This is a genomic window from Caulobacter sp. GW822-FHT07D08 (genome assembly GCF_058798735.1).
In genome coordinates this window covers 540,259-553,981 of sequence record NZ_JBXAKU010000001.1, presented here as the reverse complement: position 1 = coordinate 553,981, position 13,723 = coordinate 540,259, and the positions used below count along the sequence as shown (strand labels likewise).

The following is a 13,723-nucleotide window of genomic DNA, read 5'->3' as shown; positions in this document are numbered from 1 at the left end:
CCTCTCCGCGACCTCGGAGAGAGCATGACCTTCGCCTCAACCATCGGCGCGACAACGTGGCGGTTCGACGGCCTGGCCGACCTGCTGGCCAAGGCTTCTCCGCCGCGCTCGGGCGACGCCCTGGCCGGGATCGCCGCGACCAGCGCGCAGCAGAACGTCGCCGCCAAGCACGCCTTGGCGGACGTCCCGCTGAAGGCCTTTCTGTCCGAGGCCGTGGTCCCCTACGAGACCGACGAGGTCACCCGTCTGATCCTGGACGGCCATGACCCGGCGGCCTTCGCGCCCGTCGCCTCCCTGACCGTCGGCGAGTTCCGTGACTGGCTGCTCTCGGAAGCCGCGACACAAGCCGCCCTCGCCCGCCTCGCGCCGGGCCTGATCCCCGAGATGGCCGCCGCCGTCAGCAAGATCATGCGCAACCAGGACCTGATCCTGGCCGCGAGCAAATGCAGGGTCGTCACGAAGTTTCGCAATACGATCGGCCTGCCCGGGACCATGGCGGTGCGGCTGCAGCCCAACCACCCGACCGATGATCCGGCCGGGATCACCGCCTCGATCCTGGACGGGCTGCTGTACGGGTGCGGCGACGCGGTGATCGGCATCAACCCGGCCAGCGACAATCTGTCGGGCTTAAGCGACCTGTTGCGGCTGATGGACGATCTGATCCAGCGGTTCGAGATCCCGACCCAGTCGTGCGTCCTGACCCACGTGACCAGCGCCGTCGAACTGGTCGAGCGCGGCGCGCCGGTGGACCTGGTGTTCCAGTCGATCGCCGGAACCGAGGCGGCCAACGCCAGCTTCGGCGTCACCCTGGCCCTGCTGAAGGAAGGTCTGGACGCCGGCCGCTCCTTGAAGCGCGGGACCATCGGCGACAACGTCATGTACTTCGAGACCGGCCAGGGCTCGGCCCTGTCGGCCGGAGCGCACCACGGTGTCGACCAGCAGACGCTCGAAGCCAGGGCCTATGGCGTGGCGCGCGCGTTCGAGCCGTTGCTGGTCAACTCCGTCGTCGGCTTCATCGGCCCCGAGTACCTGTATGACGGCAAGCAGATCATCCGCGCCGGGCTGGAGGACCACTTCTGCGGCAAGCTCCTGGGCGCGCCGCTGGGGGTGGACGTCTGCTACACCAACCACGCCGAGGCCGATCAGGACGACATGGACAGCCTCTTGACCCTGCTGGCCACGGCGGGCGTCACCTTCGTGATGGGTGTGCCGGGCGCGGACGACGTGATGCTGAACTACCAGTCCACTTCGTTCCACGACGCTCTCTATGTCCGCGAGCTGCTGGGCCTGAAGCGCGCGCCGGAGTTCGAGGCCTGGCTGGCCCGGCTGAGGATCACCGGCGACGACGGCCGGCTGGCTCCCGCCCGCGCCGGCCATCCGCTGCTGGCCAGCGCATGAGCCGGCTGGTTCCGCCCGACCCCTGGAGCGCCTTGCGCGCGCACACCCCGGCCCGCATCGCCATCGGCCGCTCCGGGTCCAGCCTGCCGACGCGCGAGGTGCTGGCCTTCTCGCTGGCCCACGCCCAGGCCCGCGACGCGGTGCGCACGCCGTTCGCGGCCGAGCAGGTCGCCGCCGGGATCGAGGCGCTGGGCGTCCCCACGCTGCACGTCGACAGCGCCGCGCCCGACCGTGCGACCTATTTGCGCCGGCCGGACCTGGGCCGCCGCCTTTCCGACGCCAGCCGCATCGCCCTGGCCGCGGCGCGCGGTCCGGCCGACCTGGCGATCGTCGTGGCCGACGGCCTCTCGAGCACCGCCGTCCACGCCCACGCCGCGCCGCTGGTCGCCGCCCTGCTGCCCTACGTCAGAACCGAAGGCTGGAGCCTCGCGCCCGTCACTGTCGCCAGTCAGGCCCGCGTGGCCCTGGGGGACGAGGTGGGCGAGCTGCTCGGCGCGCGGCTCGTGTTGCTGCTGGTCGGCGAACGCCCGGGCCTGTCCTCGCCCGACAGCCTCGGGGCCTACCTGACCTTTCAGCCGCGCGTCGGGCGCACCGACGCCGAACGCAACTGCGTCTCCAACATCCGCGCCGAGGGGCTCTCCTACGACCAGGCCGCCTTCAAGCTGGCCTGGTTGATGCGCGAGGCGCTGCGCCTGTCGGCCACCGGCGTGGCGCTGAAGGACGAAAGCGACATGAAGGGCCTGTCCGACGCCGCCGAGCAGCCGACGATCGCCCGCGATTTGGACGAACCGCGTTCGTCGTGATGAAATAGTAAACGGCGATCGGGGGGCGGGCGTCCGACACATCCTCCAGGACTCGTCCCCGGACGAACGCGGGGCGCACCCTCGACGTCCAGACCATGGAGGGACGGGTCATGAGCGAACCAGGACCGGGCGGCGGCGTCAGCTACGAGACTGTCGACGACGGCTATTTCGAAAAGCGCGGCCTCAAGCGCTATGCGGGCGTGTTCTCGCTATGGGCGCTGGGCGTCGGGGCGGTGATCTCGGGCCAGTTCTCCGGCTGGAACCTGGGCATGGGCGTCGGCGGCTGGGGCGGCATGCTGGTCGCCACCCTGATCATCACCGTCATGTATCTGGGCCTGACCTTCTCGATCGCCGAGATGGCGGCGGCCCAGCCCCATACCGGCGGCGCCTATTCGTTCGCGCGCTCGGCCATGGGGCCCTGGGGCGGCTTCGTCACCGGCCTGTGCGAGAACGTGGAATATGTGCTGACCGCGGCCGTGGTCTGCTTCTTCATCGGCAGCTATCTGGGCGGGATCTTCGAGACGCCGGCCTGGGTCCAGCCGCTCTATTGGATCGGGGCCTATGTCGTGTTCGTCGGCCTCAACGCCGGCGGGGTGGCGATGTCGTTCCGCTTCACGGTGTTCATCACCCTGCTGGCCCTGGCCTGTCTCGTCGTGTTCTGGGTCAGCGCCTTCCCGCACGCCGACTTCGGCAGGTACGCCCTGAACGTCGGCCCCGGCGGGACCGAGCTGAAGGACGGCCACGGCCCCTTCCTGCCGGCCGGGATCGGCGGCGCCCTGGCCCAGCTGCCGTTCGCGGTCTGGCTGTTCCTGGCCATCGAGCAACTGCCCCTGGCCGCCGAGGAATCACACACGCCCCAGCGCGACCTGCCCAAGGGCATCATCCTGGGCATGCTGACCCTGATCGTCTCGGCCCTGCTGGTGTTGTGGCTGAACAGCTCGATCCCAGCCGGGACCTTCGCCCTGTCCAAGTCGGGCGAACCGATCCTGGACGGCTTCCGGGCGATCTACGGCGGCTCTCTGGCCAAGCTCCTCTCGGCGATCGCCGTGGCCGGCCTGGTAGCCAGCTTCCACGCGATCATCTTCGCCTATGGCCGGCAGATCTATTCACTGTCGCGGGCCGGCTACTTCCCGCGCGCCCTGTCGGTGACCCATGGCGTGCGCAAGACCCCGGACGTGGCCCTGATCACCGGCTCGCTGGCCGGCCTGGCGGTGATGCTGGTCGTCTGGTTCGCCCTCGGCGCGGAGAAGGGCGCGGCGGTGATCGGCGGAACCCTGCTGAACATGGCCGTCTTCGGCGCCATGCTGTCCTATGTCGCCCAGGGCGCGTCCTACATCCTGCTGCGCCGCAAGCTCCCGAACCTGGAACGGCCCTACAAGAGCGTGTTCGGCGTGGCCGGGGCCGGCGTGACCGTGATCATCTCGCTGGTCACGATCTTCTACCAGCTCAAGGACCCGGTCTATCGGACCGGAGTCATCGGGGTGGCGATCTGGTTCGCGGTGGGAATCGCCTACTTCGCCGCCGTCGGCCGCAAGAAGCTGGTGCTGTCGCCCGAGGAGGCCTTCGCCATCAACGGCGGCAAGGCGGCCTACGAGAGCCACTGACCATGAAAAAGGCCGCCCCAAGGGGCGGCCTCGTTCAGACCATCAAGGCTTGAGGCTTACTCGCCGGCCTTGATCTGCTCGCGTGCGACGGCCAGCAGTTCGTCCATCTTCATGCGGACCTCGCCCTCGGAGGCGGCGACGCCCGAGCCCTTGAGGTCCTCGAAAACCTTGCGCAGCACGTCTTCGTCGCCCGGCTGTTCGAAGTCGGACTTCACCACGGCGCGCGCGTATTCCTCGACGGTCGCCAGGCCCATGAGACCGGCCGCCCATTCGCCCAGCAGGCGGTTGCGGCGCGCGGCCGCCTTGAACTCGATTTCCTGGTCGTGCGCGAACTTGCGTTCGAAACCCTGTTCGCGTTCGTCGAAGGTGGTCATGAAGGCCCCAAAGTCGCCGAGAGCCTGTCGCGGCAAGATAAGTCATCTGGCCGCGACAGGCTCTAATTCTAAACGTTTAGAGCATGATGGTCGCCGAAACCGGCGTCCACTTTCGACTATCACGCTCTTACGCCGGCTGCATATCCTGCGGCGGTCTCCGCCGCAATCGGCGGATAGGCCGCGGATGACGTTTCCAACCATAACATAGCCCAAACGCCGTCCGAAAGTTGTCCTTCGTTTGCGCGGCCGCGCTGATTCAGGTAGGTTCCGCGCGACATTTTCCAGTGAGCGGCCTTGAGTCGAACGCCGCGCGCAGCTATCCGCCGCGCGCGCTTTTCGTTTCTCCGGAAGATTCCGGACTTGAGGAGCGGCGCGCGCTTACAGAAGGGCCTCGACGAGAGCCATGACGACCCGTCGCAAGAAGATCTACGAAGGCAAGGCCAAGATCCTCTACGAAGGCCCCGAGCCCGGCACCCTGATCCAGTACTTCAAGGACGACGCGACGGCCTTCAACGCCCAAAAGAAGGCCATCCTGGAAGGCAAGGGCGTCATCAACAACCGGATCAGCGAGTACATCATGACTCGCCTGAATTCGATCGGCGTCCAGAACCACTTCATCCGCCGCCTGAACCTGCGCGAGCAGCTGATCAAGGAAGTCGAGATCGTTCCGCTCGAGGTCGTGGTGCGCAACATCGCCGCCGGCTCGATCGCCACGCGCCTGGGCCTGACCGAGGGTCAGCCCCTGCCCCGCTCGATCATCGAATTCTACTACAAGGACGACAAGCTGGGCGACCCGATGGTCTCCGAGGAGCACATCACCGCGTTCAACTGGGCCGCGACCCAGGAGATCGACGACATGATGGCCACCGCTCTGCGCGTCAACGACTACCTGTCGGGCCTGTTCAGCGCGGTCGGCATCACGCTGGTGGACTTCAAGATCGAGTTCGGCCGCATCTACGAGGGCGACTTCTCGCGGATCATCCTGGCCGACGAGATCAGCCCCGACAGCTGCCGCCTGTGGGACAGCCTGACCAACGAGAAGCTGGACAAGGACCGCTTCCGTCGCGACCTGGGCAACGTCATCGAGAGCTATACCGAGGTGGCCCGCCGCCTAGGGATCATGAAGGAAATGCCGACCGTCATCCAAGGCGGCGTGCACTAAACCCTTCATCTGGAAGCAGCGCGGCCCGGAGCGCCGCGCGGGGAGAATCTGTCAGTGAAAGCCACCGTCCACGTGTTCCTGAAGCCCGGCGTACTCGACGTGCAGGGCAAGGCCGTCGAGAACGCCCTGCATGGCCTGGGCTGGCCGTCGGTGAAGGACGCCCGCGTCGGTCGCGTCATCGAGTTCGACCTCGACGCCGCGGACGCCGAAGCCGCCAAGGCCGAGGTCAAGACCATGTGCGAGAAGCTGTTGGCCAACATGGTCATCGAAAGCTACCGCATCGACATCGCCTAGAGCCCTTTAGCTTTAGATGGAGTCATCCAAAGCGTTCAAAAGGGCTCTAAATGTCTGATTCTAGAGCGCGATCTAGGCGCTGAAGCTGGCCCTCAGCGCCGCCAGGCTGGTCTCCCGGATGGGCTCCAGGTCCATGCCGGGATCGACCAATAGCTGGGTCGAGAGCCCCAGCAGCAAAGCCCCCACCATCAACGCGACCGCGTCCGCGTTCAGGCCGGCGCGGATCACGCCCTCGCGCTGCCCCCGCAGGACCAACGCCTCCAGGCGGGTCTCGACGTCCCTGTGCGCGGCCGCGAACGGCGCGCGCAGGTCCGAAACGTCGGACACCGCCCCGGCCATCAGCGTGAAATAGGCCCGCATCTCGCCGTCGCGCGTCAGGTTGCGCAGGAAGACGTCGACGAAGCCCAGCACGGCCTCCAGACCGTCCAGGGTGTCCATCTGGCGGGCGTCCAGCAGCGCCTCGACGCGCGCGCCCAGCCGCGCGATCAGCGCCTCGATCAGCCCCTGCTTCGAACCGAACCTCTGGGTGACCAGCCCCCGGCTGTAGCCGGCGCGCTGGCCGATGCTCTCGAAGGTGGCCGCCGCCACGCCGCGCTCGGCGATCAGCTCGGCCGCCGCCCGAAGGAGCTCGCTCTCGGATTGCTGGCGGCGATCGAGCTGGGTTCGGCGCGCGGCGGGCGCCTTAAGGGTTGTCGTCATCTTGCGGAACATAGTTATTTGTTGGACAACAAGCAAATAAGAAGGACGGTCGCCAGGCCGCCGTGAGGAAGGAGGAGCCGCCATGACGATCTCGACCGACATCGCCAACACCATCGTCGACCCGAAGGCCTACGCCGACGGCGATCGCGTCGATCAGGCCTTCACCCAACTGCGCCGCGAAGCGCCGCTGGAGGTGGCCCAGCCCGACGGCTTCGATCCGTTCTGGGTGGTGACCCGCCACGCCGACATTCTCGAGGTCGAACGCCAGAACGAGCTGTTCCACAACGGCGATCGCGCCACCGTGGTGACCACGATCGAGGCCGACAAGAAGGTCCGCGAGATGATGGGCGGCTCGCCCCACCTGGTCCGCTCGCTGGTCCAGATGGACAACCCCGACCACTTCGCCTACCGCAAGGTCACCCAGGGTTCGCTGCTGCCGCAGAACCTGCGGGCGCTGGAAGCGCGGATCCGCGAGATCGCCCGCGGCTTCGTCGACCGCATGGCCGAGCACGGCGACCGCTGCGACTTCGCCCGCGATGTGGCTTTCCTCTATCCCCTGCACGTGATCATGGAGGTGCTGGGCGTCCCGGAAAGCGACGAACCCCGGATGCTGAAGCTGACCCAGGAGTTGTTCGGCAACGCCGACCCGGACCTGAACCGGTCCGGCAAGTCGGTCACCGACGTCAACGAGGGCATCGACAGCCTGCAGTCGGTCGTCATGGACTTCATGATGTACTTCAACGCCATCACCGAGGACCGTCGCGCCAAGCCGCGCGAGGACCTGGCCAGCATCATCGCCAACGGCAAGATCAACGGCGAGCCGATGGGGCACCTGGAGGCGATGAGCTACTACATCATCGCCGCCACGGCCGGGCACGACACTACCTCCTCGACCACCGCCGGCGCGCTATGGGCCCTGGCCGAGACCCCCGAGCAGTTCGCCAAGGTCAAGGCCGACCCGTCCCTGATCCCCGGCCTGATCGAGGAGTCGATCCGCTGGGTCACGCCGGTGAAGCACTTCATGCGCACGGCCACCGCCGACGCCGAGCTGGCGGGCCGCAAGATCGCCAAGGGCGACTGGATGATGCTGTCCTACCCGTCGGGCAACCGCGACGAGGCGGTGTTCGAGCACCCGTTCAAGTTCCGCGTCGACCGCACGCCCAACAAGCACGTGGCCTTCGGCTACGGCGCCCATATCTGCCTGGGCCAGCATCTGGCGCGGATGGAGATGCGGGTGCTGTGGGAAGAGCTGTTCGCGCGTCTCGACAGCGTCGAACTGGACGGCCAGCCCACCCGCATGGTCGCCAACTTCGTCTGCGGGCCGAAGTCGGTGCCGATCCGCTTCAGGATGCACTGAGGGCGGGACGATGAGCGCGGAACCCTTCAAGGTCTGGCAGTGCCGCACCTGCGGCTACATCTACGACGAGGAGCAGGGCGATCCGGGCGAAGGCCTGGCGCCCGGAACCCGCTGGGCCGACATCCCCGACGGCTGGATCTGCCCGATGTGCGGCACGCCCAAGTCCGACTTCGACATGATCGAGCTGTAGGAAATCGGACCGCGCCCCTTCCGTTTCGCGCCTGGCCGCACAATGTTCGGCGGAATGCGAAGGGGAGACCGTCTATGAGCGCGAAGTTCCATCTGGCGCAGGTCAATGTCGGACGCCTGAGGGCGCCGATCGACCATCCGACGATCAAGGACTTCGCTGACAATCTCGACCGCATCAACGCCTTGGCCGAATCCTCGCCCGGCTTCGTCTGGCGGCTGAAGGGCGACGGCAACAACGCCACCGACCTGGCGATCGACAGTGATCCCCTGTTCATCCCGAACCTGTCGGTCTGGGAGGACATCCCCTCTCTCGGCGCCTACGTCTATCGCAGCGGTCACGTGGAGATCATGCGCCGTCGCCGCGAGTGGTTCGAGCATATGGACCTGTACATGGCCCTCTGGTGGGTCCCCGCCAGCCACACGCCGACGGTCGAAGAGGCCTTGGAGAAGCTCGCCCTGCTCGAGGCTCACGGCCCGACGCCGGCCGCCTTCACCTTCAAGTCGCCCTTCCCCCCGCCTACCGGCGAGGCGGTCGAGCCCGAGTTGGACGAATGCGCCTGACTTTCCCGCCGCGCGGGACTGACATCCCGTCCGAACGGTGCTACAGGCCCGCGCCATGAAAGCCGCCGTCGTCGTATTCCCCGGTTCGAACTGTGACCGCGACTGCAAGGTCGCCATCGAGCGCTCCGCCGGCGCCCGCGTCGAGATGGTCTGGCACCAGGAGACGGCGCTGCCGGACGACCTGGACCTGATCGTCCTGCCCGGCGGCTTCTCGTATGGCGACTATCTGCGCTGCGGCGCCATGGCGGCCCAGAGCCCGGTCATGAAGGAGGTCGTCGCCGCCGCCGACAAGGGCGTGGCGGTGGTCGGCATCTGCAACGGCTTCCAGGTCCTGACCGAGGTTGGCCTGCTGCCCGGCGCCCTGCTGCGCAACGCTGGCCTGAAGTACGTCTGCAAGGCCGTCGACCTCGACATCGTCAACGGCCAGACCCGCTTCACCGCCGGTTACGGCGAGCAGCGCGAGGCGGTCATGACCGTCGGCAACGGCGAGGGCAACTACTTCGCCGACGAGGAGACCCTCGACCGGATCGAGGGCGAGGGCCAGGTGGTGTTCCGCTACAAGCAGAACCCGAACGGCTCGGCCCGCGACATCGCCGGCATCGTCAACAAGGGCGGCAACGTCCTGGGCCTGATGCCCCACCCCGACCGCTCGTTCGATCCGGACCTGGGCTCGGAAGACGGCGCGGTGCTGTTCCGCAGCATCTTCCAGAGCGCCTGAGGGCTTCTCCTGCCGTCCGCCGACGAAAAATGGGCTCGGCGACGCCGTGACCATATAGCAGCCGAAAAGTCCCGGTCCTAAGGTGCGGCCCTCTGTAGGAGGGCCACTTATGAATCTCGTCTCCACCCTGCGCGCGGGCCTGCTGGCCGCCGCGGCCTTGACCGCCTTCGGCGTCGCCGCCCACGCCCAGGTCACGCCGATGACGCCGGACATCGACGGCAAGTACGTCGCGGCCAAGATCAACTACGACTACGAAAAGCGCGTGGTGATGATCCCGATGCGCGACGGGACCAAGCTCTACACCGTCATCGTGGTCCCCAAGGGCGGCAAGAACCTGCCGATCATGCTGACCCGCACCCCCTACAACGCCGCCAAGCGCGCCGCCCGCGCCGACAGCCCGCGCATGGTCGCCGCCATGCCGCAAGGCGACGAGCCGTTCGTCGCCGACGGCGGCTATATCCGCGTCTTCCAGGACATCCGCGGCAAGTACGGCTCGGAAGGCGAGTACGTGATGACCCGGCCGCTGAAGGGGCCGCTGAACTCGTCCGAGGTCGACCACTCCACCGACGCCTACGACACCATCGACTGGCTGGTGAAGAACGTGCCCGAGACCAACGGCAAGGTCGGCATGCTGGGCAGCTCGTACGAGGGCTTCACGGTCGTGATGGCCCTGGTCAATCCGCACCCGGCCCTGAAGGTCGCCGCGCCGATGAGCCCGATGGTCGACGGCTGGATGGGCGACGACTGGTTCCAGTACGGCGCCTTCCGCCAGATCAACTTCGACTACTTCACGCGCCAGACCACCGTCCGCGGCGCGGGCGAAGGCGTCCAGCGCCAGGGCTATGACGACTACGCCAACTTCCTGCGCGAGGGCTCGGCCGGCGACTACGCCAAGAACCATGGTCTGGACCAGCTGACCTGGTGGAAGAAGCTGGCCCAGCACGCGGCCTATGACAGCTTCTGGAGCGAGCAGGCGCTGGACAAGACCATGGAGAAGACGCCGCTGAAGGTGCCGACCATGTGGATCCAGGGCCTGTGGGACCAGGAGGACATCTGGGGCGCGGTGCACTCGTATCCGGCGCTGGAGTCCAAGGACGTCAACAACGACAAGAACTATCTGGTGCTGGGCCCCTGGCGCCACAGCCAGGTGAACTACGACGGCTACAACCTGGGTCCGTTCAAGTGGGACGGCGACACCGCCCTGCAGTTCCGCCGCGACGTGATGAAGCCGTTCTTCGACCAGTATCTGAAGGACGGCCCCAAGGCCGACACCCCGCCGGTGCTGATCTACGACCCGGGCCAGAACAAGTGGAACCGCTATGCCAGCTGGCCGCAGGGGGGAACGCAGGCGAAGGCCGGCAAGAACCTCTATCTCAGCGCCCAGGGCGCCCTCTCCTTCTCGGCTCCGGCGCCGGCCAAGGGCGCGGCGGCCTATGACGAGTACGTCTCCGACCCGGCCAAGCCGGTGCCGTACGTGCAGCGTCCGGTGCAGTTCGCCGACGGCGACCGCTGGAAAGCCTGGCTGGTCAGCGACCAGCGCCACGCCGAGAGCCGCACCGACGTCGTGAGCTATGTCAGCGAGCCGCTGAAGGAGCCGCTGAAGATCGCCGGCGTGCCGAAGGTCAATCTGGTCGCCTCGACCAGCGGCACCGACAGCGACTGGGTGGTCAAGCTGATCGACGTCTTCCCCGACGAGGTCGCCAGCCAACCCGAGCTGGGCGGCTACCAGCTGGCCGTGGGCATGGACATCTTCCGCGGTCGCTATCGCGAGAGCTTCAGCGATCCCAAGGCGATCAAGCCGAACACGCCGCTGAAGTACCAGTTCATCCTGCCGACCGCGAACTACACCTTCCAGCCGGGTCACCGGATCATGGTTCAGGTGCAGTCCAGCTGGTTCCCGCTCTACGACCGCAACCCGCAGACCTTCGTGCCGAACATCTTCTTCGCCAAACCGGCCGACTACGTGAAGGCCACGCAGCGGGTGTTCCACAGCGGCGCCGACGCCAGCTTCATCGAGCTGCCGGTGGTGGACGCCAAGTAGGGTCGCGCTGGTTGCCAACCCCAGCCGGACGCGCCAACGTCCGGCTGGGAGAGGGACCAATCATGACCATCGGAAAGACACTGGGCGCCGCGAGCCTCGCCGCGTTGCTGATGACGAGCGCCGTTCACGCGCAGAAAGCCCCCAAGCCGGGCGCCTATAACGAGACCCCCGCCAAGCTGGTCGAGTCGACCGAGGGCTTCGACTTCGAGCGCAGGGACGTGATGATCCCAATGCGCGACGGTGTGAAGCTGCACACCGTCATCCTGGTCCCCAAGGGCGCCAAGCGCGCGCCGATCCTGCTGACCCGCACGCCCTACAACGCCACCGAGCTGACCAGCCACGCCGCCAGCGGCACGCTGGCCGCCGTCCTGCAAGGCTACGACAACGCCACCGACGTCATCGTCGAGGGCGGCTATATCCGCGTCGTCCAGGACGTGCGCGGCAAGTACGGCTCGGAAGGCGACTACGTGATGAACCGGCCCCTGCAGGGGCCGCTGAACCCGACCAAGGTCGACCACGCCACCGACACCTACGACACCATCGACTGGCTGGTGAAGAACATCGCCGAGACCAACGGCAAGGTCGGGATCCTGGGTATCTCGTATGACGGCTTCCTGCCGCTGATGGCGCTGGTCAATCCGCACCCGGCCCTGAAGGTCTCCGTGCCGATGAACCCGATGGTCGACGGCTGGATGGGCGACGACTGGTTCCACCACGGCGCCTTCCGTCAGCAGAACCTGCCCTACATCTGGGAACAGCAGGCCACGCGCGACAACAGCGCCAAGTGGTGGTCCAACACCCACGACGACTACGACCTCTATCTGCGCGCCGGGTCGGCGGGCGAACTGGCCCGCCAGCGCGGCCTCGACCAGGTCGGCTTCTGGCGCAAGATCATCGAGCACCCCGCCTACGACGCCTTCTGGCAGGAGCAAGCCATGGACAAGGTCCTGGCCAAGCAGCCGCTGAAGGTTCCGGTCATGCTGGTCCACGGCCTGTGGGACCAGGAGGACATCTATGGCGCCCCAGCGGTCTACAAGGCGCTGAAGCCGCTCGACACGGCCGGCGACAAGGTTTTCCTGGCCATGGGTCCCTGGTTCCATGGTCAGCAGATCGAGGACGGCTCGACCCTGGGCGCGATCAAGTGGGATGCCGACACCGCCAAGCAGTTCCGCCACGAGGTGCTAGCCCCGTTCCTGGCGCGTTACCTGAAGGACGAGGCGCCGGCCGCCGACATCGCCCCCGTCACCGCCTTCGAGACCGGGACCAACACCTGGCGCAAGCTGGCCTCGTGGCCGCTCTCCTGCGAGACCTGCGCGGCCAAGCCCCAGGCGCTGTACCTGCGGGCCGGCGGCAAGCTGTCGTTCTCACCGCCCGCCGGAGACGGGACAGCCTATGACGAATACGTCTCCGACCCCGCCAAGCCCGTGCCCAACCGCGCGCGGCCCAGCCAGCCGGTCGGATACGATCCCCCGTTCACCTGGACCCAGTGGCTGGTCGACGACCAGCGCGAGAGCTCGGGCCGCACCGACGTCCTGACCTTCACCACCGATGTATTGACAGCCCCGGTTCAGATCTCCGGCGAGCCACTGGTCAATCTGATCGCCTCGACCAGCGGAACGGACAGCGACTGGGTGGTAAAGCTGATCGACGTCTATCCGGACATGGTTCCGGCCCAGCCGGACATGGGCGGCTATCAACTGGCGGTGTCGATGGACATTTTCCGCGGCCGATATCGCGAAAGCTACAGCGATCCCAAGGCCATCACGCCGGACAAGCCCCTGCCCTATCGTTTCGGCCTGCCGATCACGAACCATGTGTTCAAGCCGGGTCACCGGATCATGGTGCAGGTGCAGTCCAGCTGGTTCCCGCTGTACGACCGCAACCCGCAGACCTTCGTGCCGAACATCTTCTTCGCCAAGCCGGCCGACTATGTGAAGGCCACACAGCGCGTGTTCCACAGGGGCGACGCGGCCAGCTTCATCGAACTGCCGGTGGTGGACGCCAAGTAACAACGAGAAAGGCCGGCGGGGTCACCGCCGGCCTTCCTTCTACGGAGAGAGTGTCGACAGGTCAGCGGTCGCCGCGCCTGACGTTTTCATCCTGCTGATTGGCCTCGCCCCCAGGGTTGCGGCCCTGCTCGTCCTGCCTGGGCCCGTCCTGCTTGGCCCCATCCTGCCTGGGTTGCCCTTGCTGCTGTTGCTGGCCGGGCGTTCGGCGTTGCTGGTCGTTCTGCTGCTGCTGCGGATCGCGGTTGTTGTCAGCCATGGGCCTTACTCCTGTTACACAGCGCGCTCGTGACGCACGGAGATAGAACGGGTCGGGACTCGCGGCGTTCCTACGGCCGAGCCGCCTTAATTCAGGCTAAGCTTTGGAATTTACACAGCTTTGCCGGAAATTCTCGCCCCGCCGCCGCGATTGTCTGAAGCCGAAACGTTCATTCCGCTGATCGCGCCGCTTAAAGCAAAGCTTTCGCCTCCAGCGTGAGATTCAAGGTTAATCCGCACTCTGCGGGGGAGAGAACTG

General features: G+C 66.8%; 14 protein-coding genes. 11 read left to right on the top strand and 3 right to left on the bottom strand.

Translation table 11 applies throughout. The features are described from left to right. Positions 1 to 24 precede the first annotated feature (24 nt). The 3 genes from AC1RJ9_RS02500 (at position 25) to AC1RJ9_RS02490 (ending at position 3,805) form a co-directional block, all read left to right on the top strand. A complete protein-coding gene (locus tag AC1RJ9_RS02500; protein WP_492835018.1) occupies positions 25 to 1,398 on the top strand; it encodes an ethanolamine ammonia-lyase subunit EutB in 1,374 nt (457 codons plus the stop codon). After that, complete coding sequence (gene eutC / locus AC1RJ9_RS02495; protein WP_492835020.1) at positions 1,395 to 2,201, top strand: ethanolamine ammonia-lyase subunit EutC; 807 nt, start codon at positions 1,395 to 1,397, stop codon at positions 2,199 to 2,201. Before AC1RJ9_RS02500 ends, eutC begins: the two co-directional genes overlap by 4 nt. A 110-nt stretch (positions 2,202 to 2,311) precedes the next feature. Beyond that, positions 2,312 to 3,805: an amino acid permease gene (locus AC1RJ9_RS02490; RefSeq protein ID WP_492835022.1), complete on the top strand. Its 1,494-nt coding sequence runs from the start codon at positions 2,312 to 2,314 to the stop codon at positions 3,803 to 3,805. Positions 3,806 to 3,861: 56 nt separating this feature from the next. Here AC1RJ9_RS02490 and AC1RJ9_RS02485 read toward each other — a convergent pair whose 3' ends face one another. Next, on the bottom strand, positions 3,862 to 4,179 hold the full coding sequence (locus AC1RJ9_RS02485) for a DUF1476 domain-containing protein (RefSeq protein ID WP_125156314.1): 318 nt from the start codon (positions 4,177 to 4,179) through the stop codon (positions 3,862 to 3,864). A gap of 403 nt (positions 4,180 to 4,582) precedes the next feature. On the opposite strand from AC1RJ9_RS02485, the gene purC reads away from it, so the two are divergent. Further along, positions 4,583 to 5,341 (top strand): phosphoribosylaminoimidazolesuccinocarboxamide synthase, encoded by a 759-nt coding sequence (gene purC / locus AC1RJ9_RS02480; protein WP_492101317.1) that lies wholly within the window; start codon positions 4,583 to 4,585, stop codon positions 5,339 to 5,341. 54 nt (positions 5,342 to 5,395) lie between these two features. Next, positions 5,396 to 5,635: a phosphoribosylformylglycinamidine synthase subunit PurS gene (gene purS, locus AC1RJ9_RS02475; RefSeq protein ID WP_395442981.1), complete on the top strand. Its 240-nt coding sequence runs from the start codon at positions 5,396 to 5,398 to the stop codon at positions 5,633 to 5,635. A gap of 72 nt (positions 5,636 to 5,707) precedes the next feature. Here purS and AC1RJ9_RS02470 read toward each other — a convergent pair whose 3' ends face one another. After that, positions 5,708 to 6,334, bottom strand: coding sequence for a TetR/AcrR family transcriptional regulator (locus AC1RJ9_RS02470; protein WP_492835025.1), 627 nt, complete (start codon positions 6,332 to 6,334; stop codon positions 5,708 to 5,710). 82 nt (positions 6,335 to 6,416) lie between these two features. On the opposite strand from AC1RJ9_RS02470, the gene AC1RJ9_RS02465 reads away from it, so the two are divergent. The 6 genes from AC1RJ9_RS02465 to AC1RJ9_RS02440 all read left to right on the top strand — a co-directional run bounded on the left by AC1RJ9_RS02465 (position 6,417) and on the right by AC1RJ9_RS02440 (position 13,209). Continuing rightward, on the top strand, positions 6,417 to 7,691 hold the full coding sequence (locus tag AC1RJ9_RS02465) for a cytochrome P450 (protein WP_492835027.1): 1,275 nt from the start codon (positions 6,417 to 6,419) through the stop codon (positions 7,689 to 7,691). Between the two features lie 10 nt (positions 7,692 to 7,701). Beyond that, positions 7,702 to 7,881: a rubredoxin gene (locus AC1RJ9_RS02460; protein WP_492835029.1), complete on the top strand. Its 180-nt coding sequence runs from the start codon at positions 7,702 to 7,704 to the stop codon at positions 7,879 to 7,881. Between the two features lie 74 nt (positions 7,882 to 7,955). Beyond that, positions 7,956 to 8,441: a DUF3291 domain-containing protein gene (locus AC1RJ9_RS02455; RefSeq protein WP_492835031.1), complete on the top strand. Its 486-nt coding sequence runs from the start codon at positions 7,956 to 7,958 to the stop codon at positions 8,439 to 8,441. 55 nt (positions 8,442 to 8,496) lie between these two features. Beyond that, the gene (gene purQ, locus AC1RJ9_RS02450) at positions 8,497 to 9,159 is read left to right on the top strand and encodes a phosphoribosylformylglycinamidine synthase subunit PurQ (RefSeq protein WP_492835033.1); all 663 of its coding nucleotides are present in this window, start codon (positions 8,497 to 8,499) and stop codon (positions 9,157 to 9,159) included. A gap of 109 nt (positions 9,160 to 9,268) precedes the next feature. Further along, the gene (locus AC1RJ9_RS02445; protein WP_492835035.1) at positions 9,269 to 11,200 is read left to right on the top strand and encodes a CocE/NonD family hydrolase; all 1,932 of its coding nucleotides are present in this window, start codon (positions 9,269 to 9,271) and stop codon (positions 11,198 to 11,200) included. Between the two features lie 62 nt (positions 11,201 to 11,262). After that, positions 11,263 to 13,209 (top strand): CocE/NonD family hydrolase, encoded by a 1,947-nt coding sequence (locus AC1RJ9_RS02440; RefSeq protein ID WP_492835037.1) that lies wholly within the window; start codon positions 11,263 to 11,265, stop codon positions 13,207 to 13,209. 61 nt (positions 13,210 to 13,270) lie between these two features. Here AC1RJ9_RS02440 and AC1RJ9_RS02435 read toward each other — a convergent pair whose 3' ends face one another. Beyond that, positions 13,271 to 13,465 carry a hypothetical protein gene (locus AC1RJ9_RS02435; protein WP_492835039.1) on the bottom strand — a complete coding sequence of 65 codons (195 nt, stop codon included), beginning with the start codon at positions 13,463 to 13,465 and terminating at the stop codon, positions 13,271 to 13,273. Positions 13,466 to 13,723 lie beyond the last annotated feature (258 nt).

Coding starts and splice junctions, on each gene's coding strand:
- AC1RJ9_RS02440 (WP_492835037.1), top strand. CDS start 11,263: ATGACCATCGGAAAGACACTGGGCGCCGCGAGCCTCGCCGCGTTGCTG.
- purC (WP_492101317.1), top strand. CDS start 4,583: ATGACGACCCGTCGCAAGAAGATCTACGAAGGCAAGGCCAAGATCCTC.
- eutC (WP_492835020.1), top strand. CDS start 1,395: ATGAGCCGGCTGGTTCCGCCCGACCCCTGGAGCGCCTTGCGCGCGCAC.
- AC1RJ9_RS02470 (WP_492835025.1), bottom strand. CDS start 6,334: ATGACGACAACCCTTAAGGCGCCCGCCGCGCGCCGAACCCAGCTCGAT.
- AC1RJ9_RS02485 (WP_125156314.1), bottom strand. CDS start 4,179: ATGACCACCTTCGACGAACGCGAACAGGGTTTCGAACGCAAGTTCGCG.
- AC1RJ9_RS02445 (WP_492835035.1), top strand. CDS start 9,269: ATGAATCTCGTCTCCACCCTGCGCGCGGGCCTGCTGGCCGCCGCGGCC.
- AC1RJ9_RS02455 (WP_492835031.1), top strand. CDS start 7,956: ATGAGCGCGAAGTTCCATCTGGCGCAGGTCAATGTCGGACGCCTGAGG.
- purQ (WP_492835033.1), top strand. CDS start 8,497: ATGAAAGCCGCCGTCGTCGTATTCCCCGGTTCGAACTGTGACCGCGAC.
- AC1RJ9_RS02460 (WP_492835029.1), top strand. CDS start 7,702: ATGAGCGCGGAACCCTTCAAGGTCTGGCAGTGCCGCACCTGCGGCTAC.
- AC1RJ9_RS02500 (WP_492835018.1), top strand. CDS start 25: ATGACCTTCGCCTCAACCATCGGCGCGACAACGTGGCGGTTCGACGGC.
- AC1RJ9_RS02490 (WP_492835022.1), top strand. CDS start 2,312: ATGAGCGAACCAGGACCGGGCGGCGGCGTCAGCTACGAGACTGTCGAC.
- AC1RJ9_RS02435 (WP_492835039.1), bottom strand. CDS start 13,465: ATGGCTGACAACAACCGCGATCCGCAGCAGCAGCAGAACGACCAGCAA.
- AC1RJ9_RS02465 (WP_492835027.1), top strand. CDS start 6,417: ATGACGATCTCGACCGACATCGCCAACACCATCGTCGACCCGAAGGCC.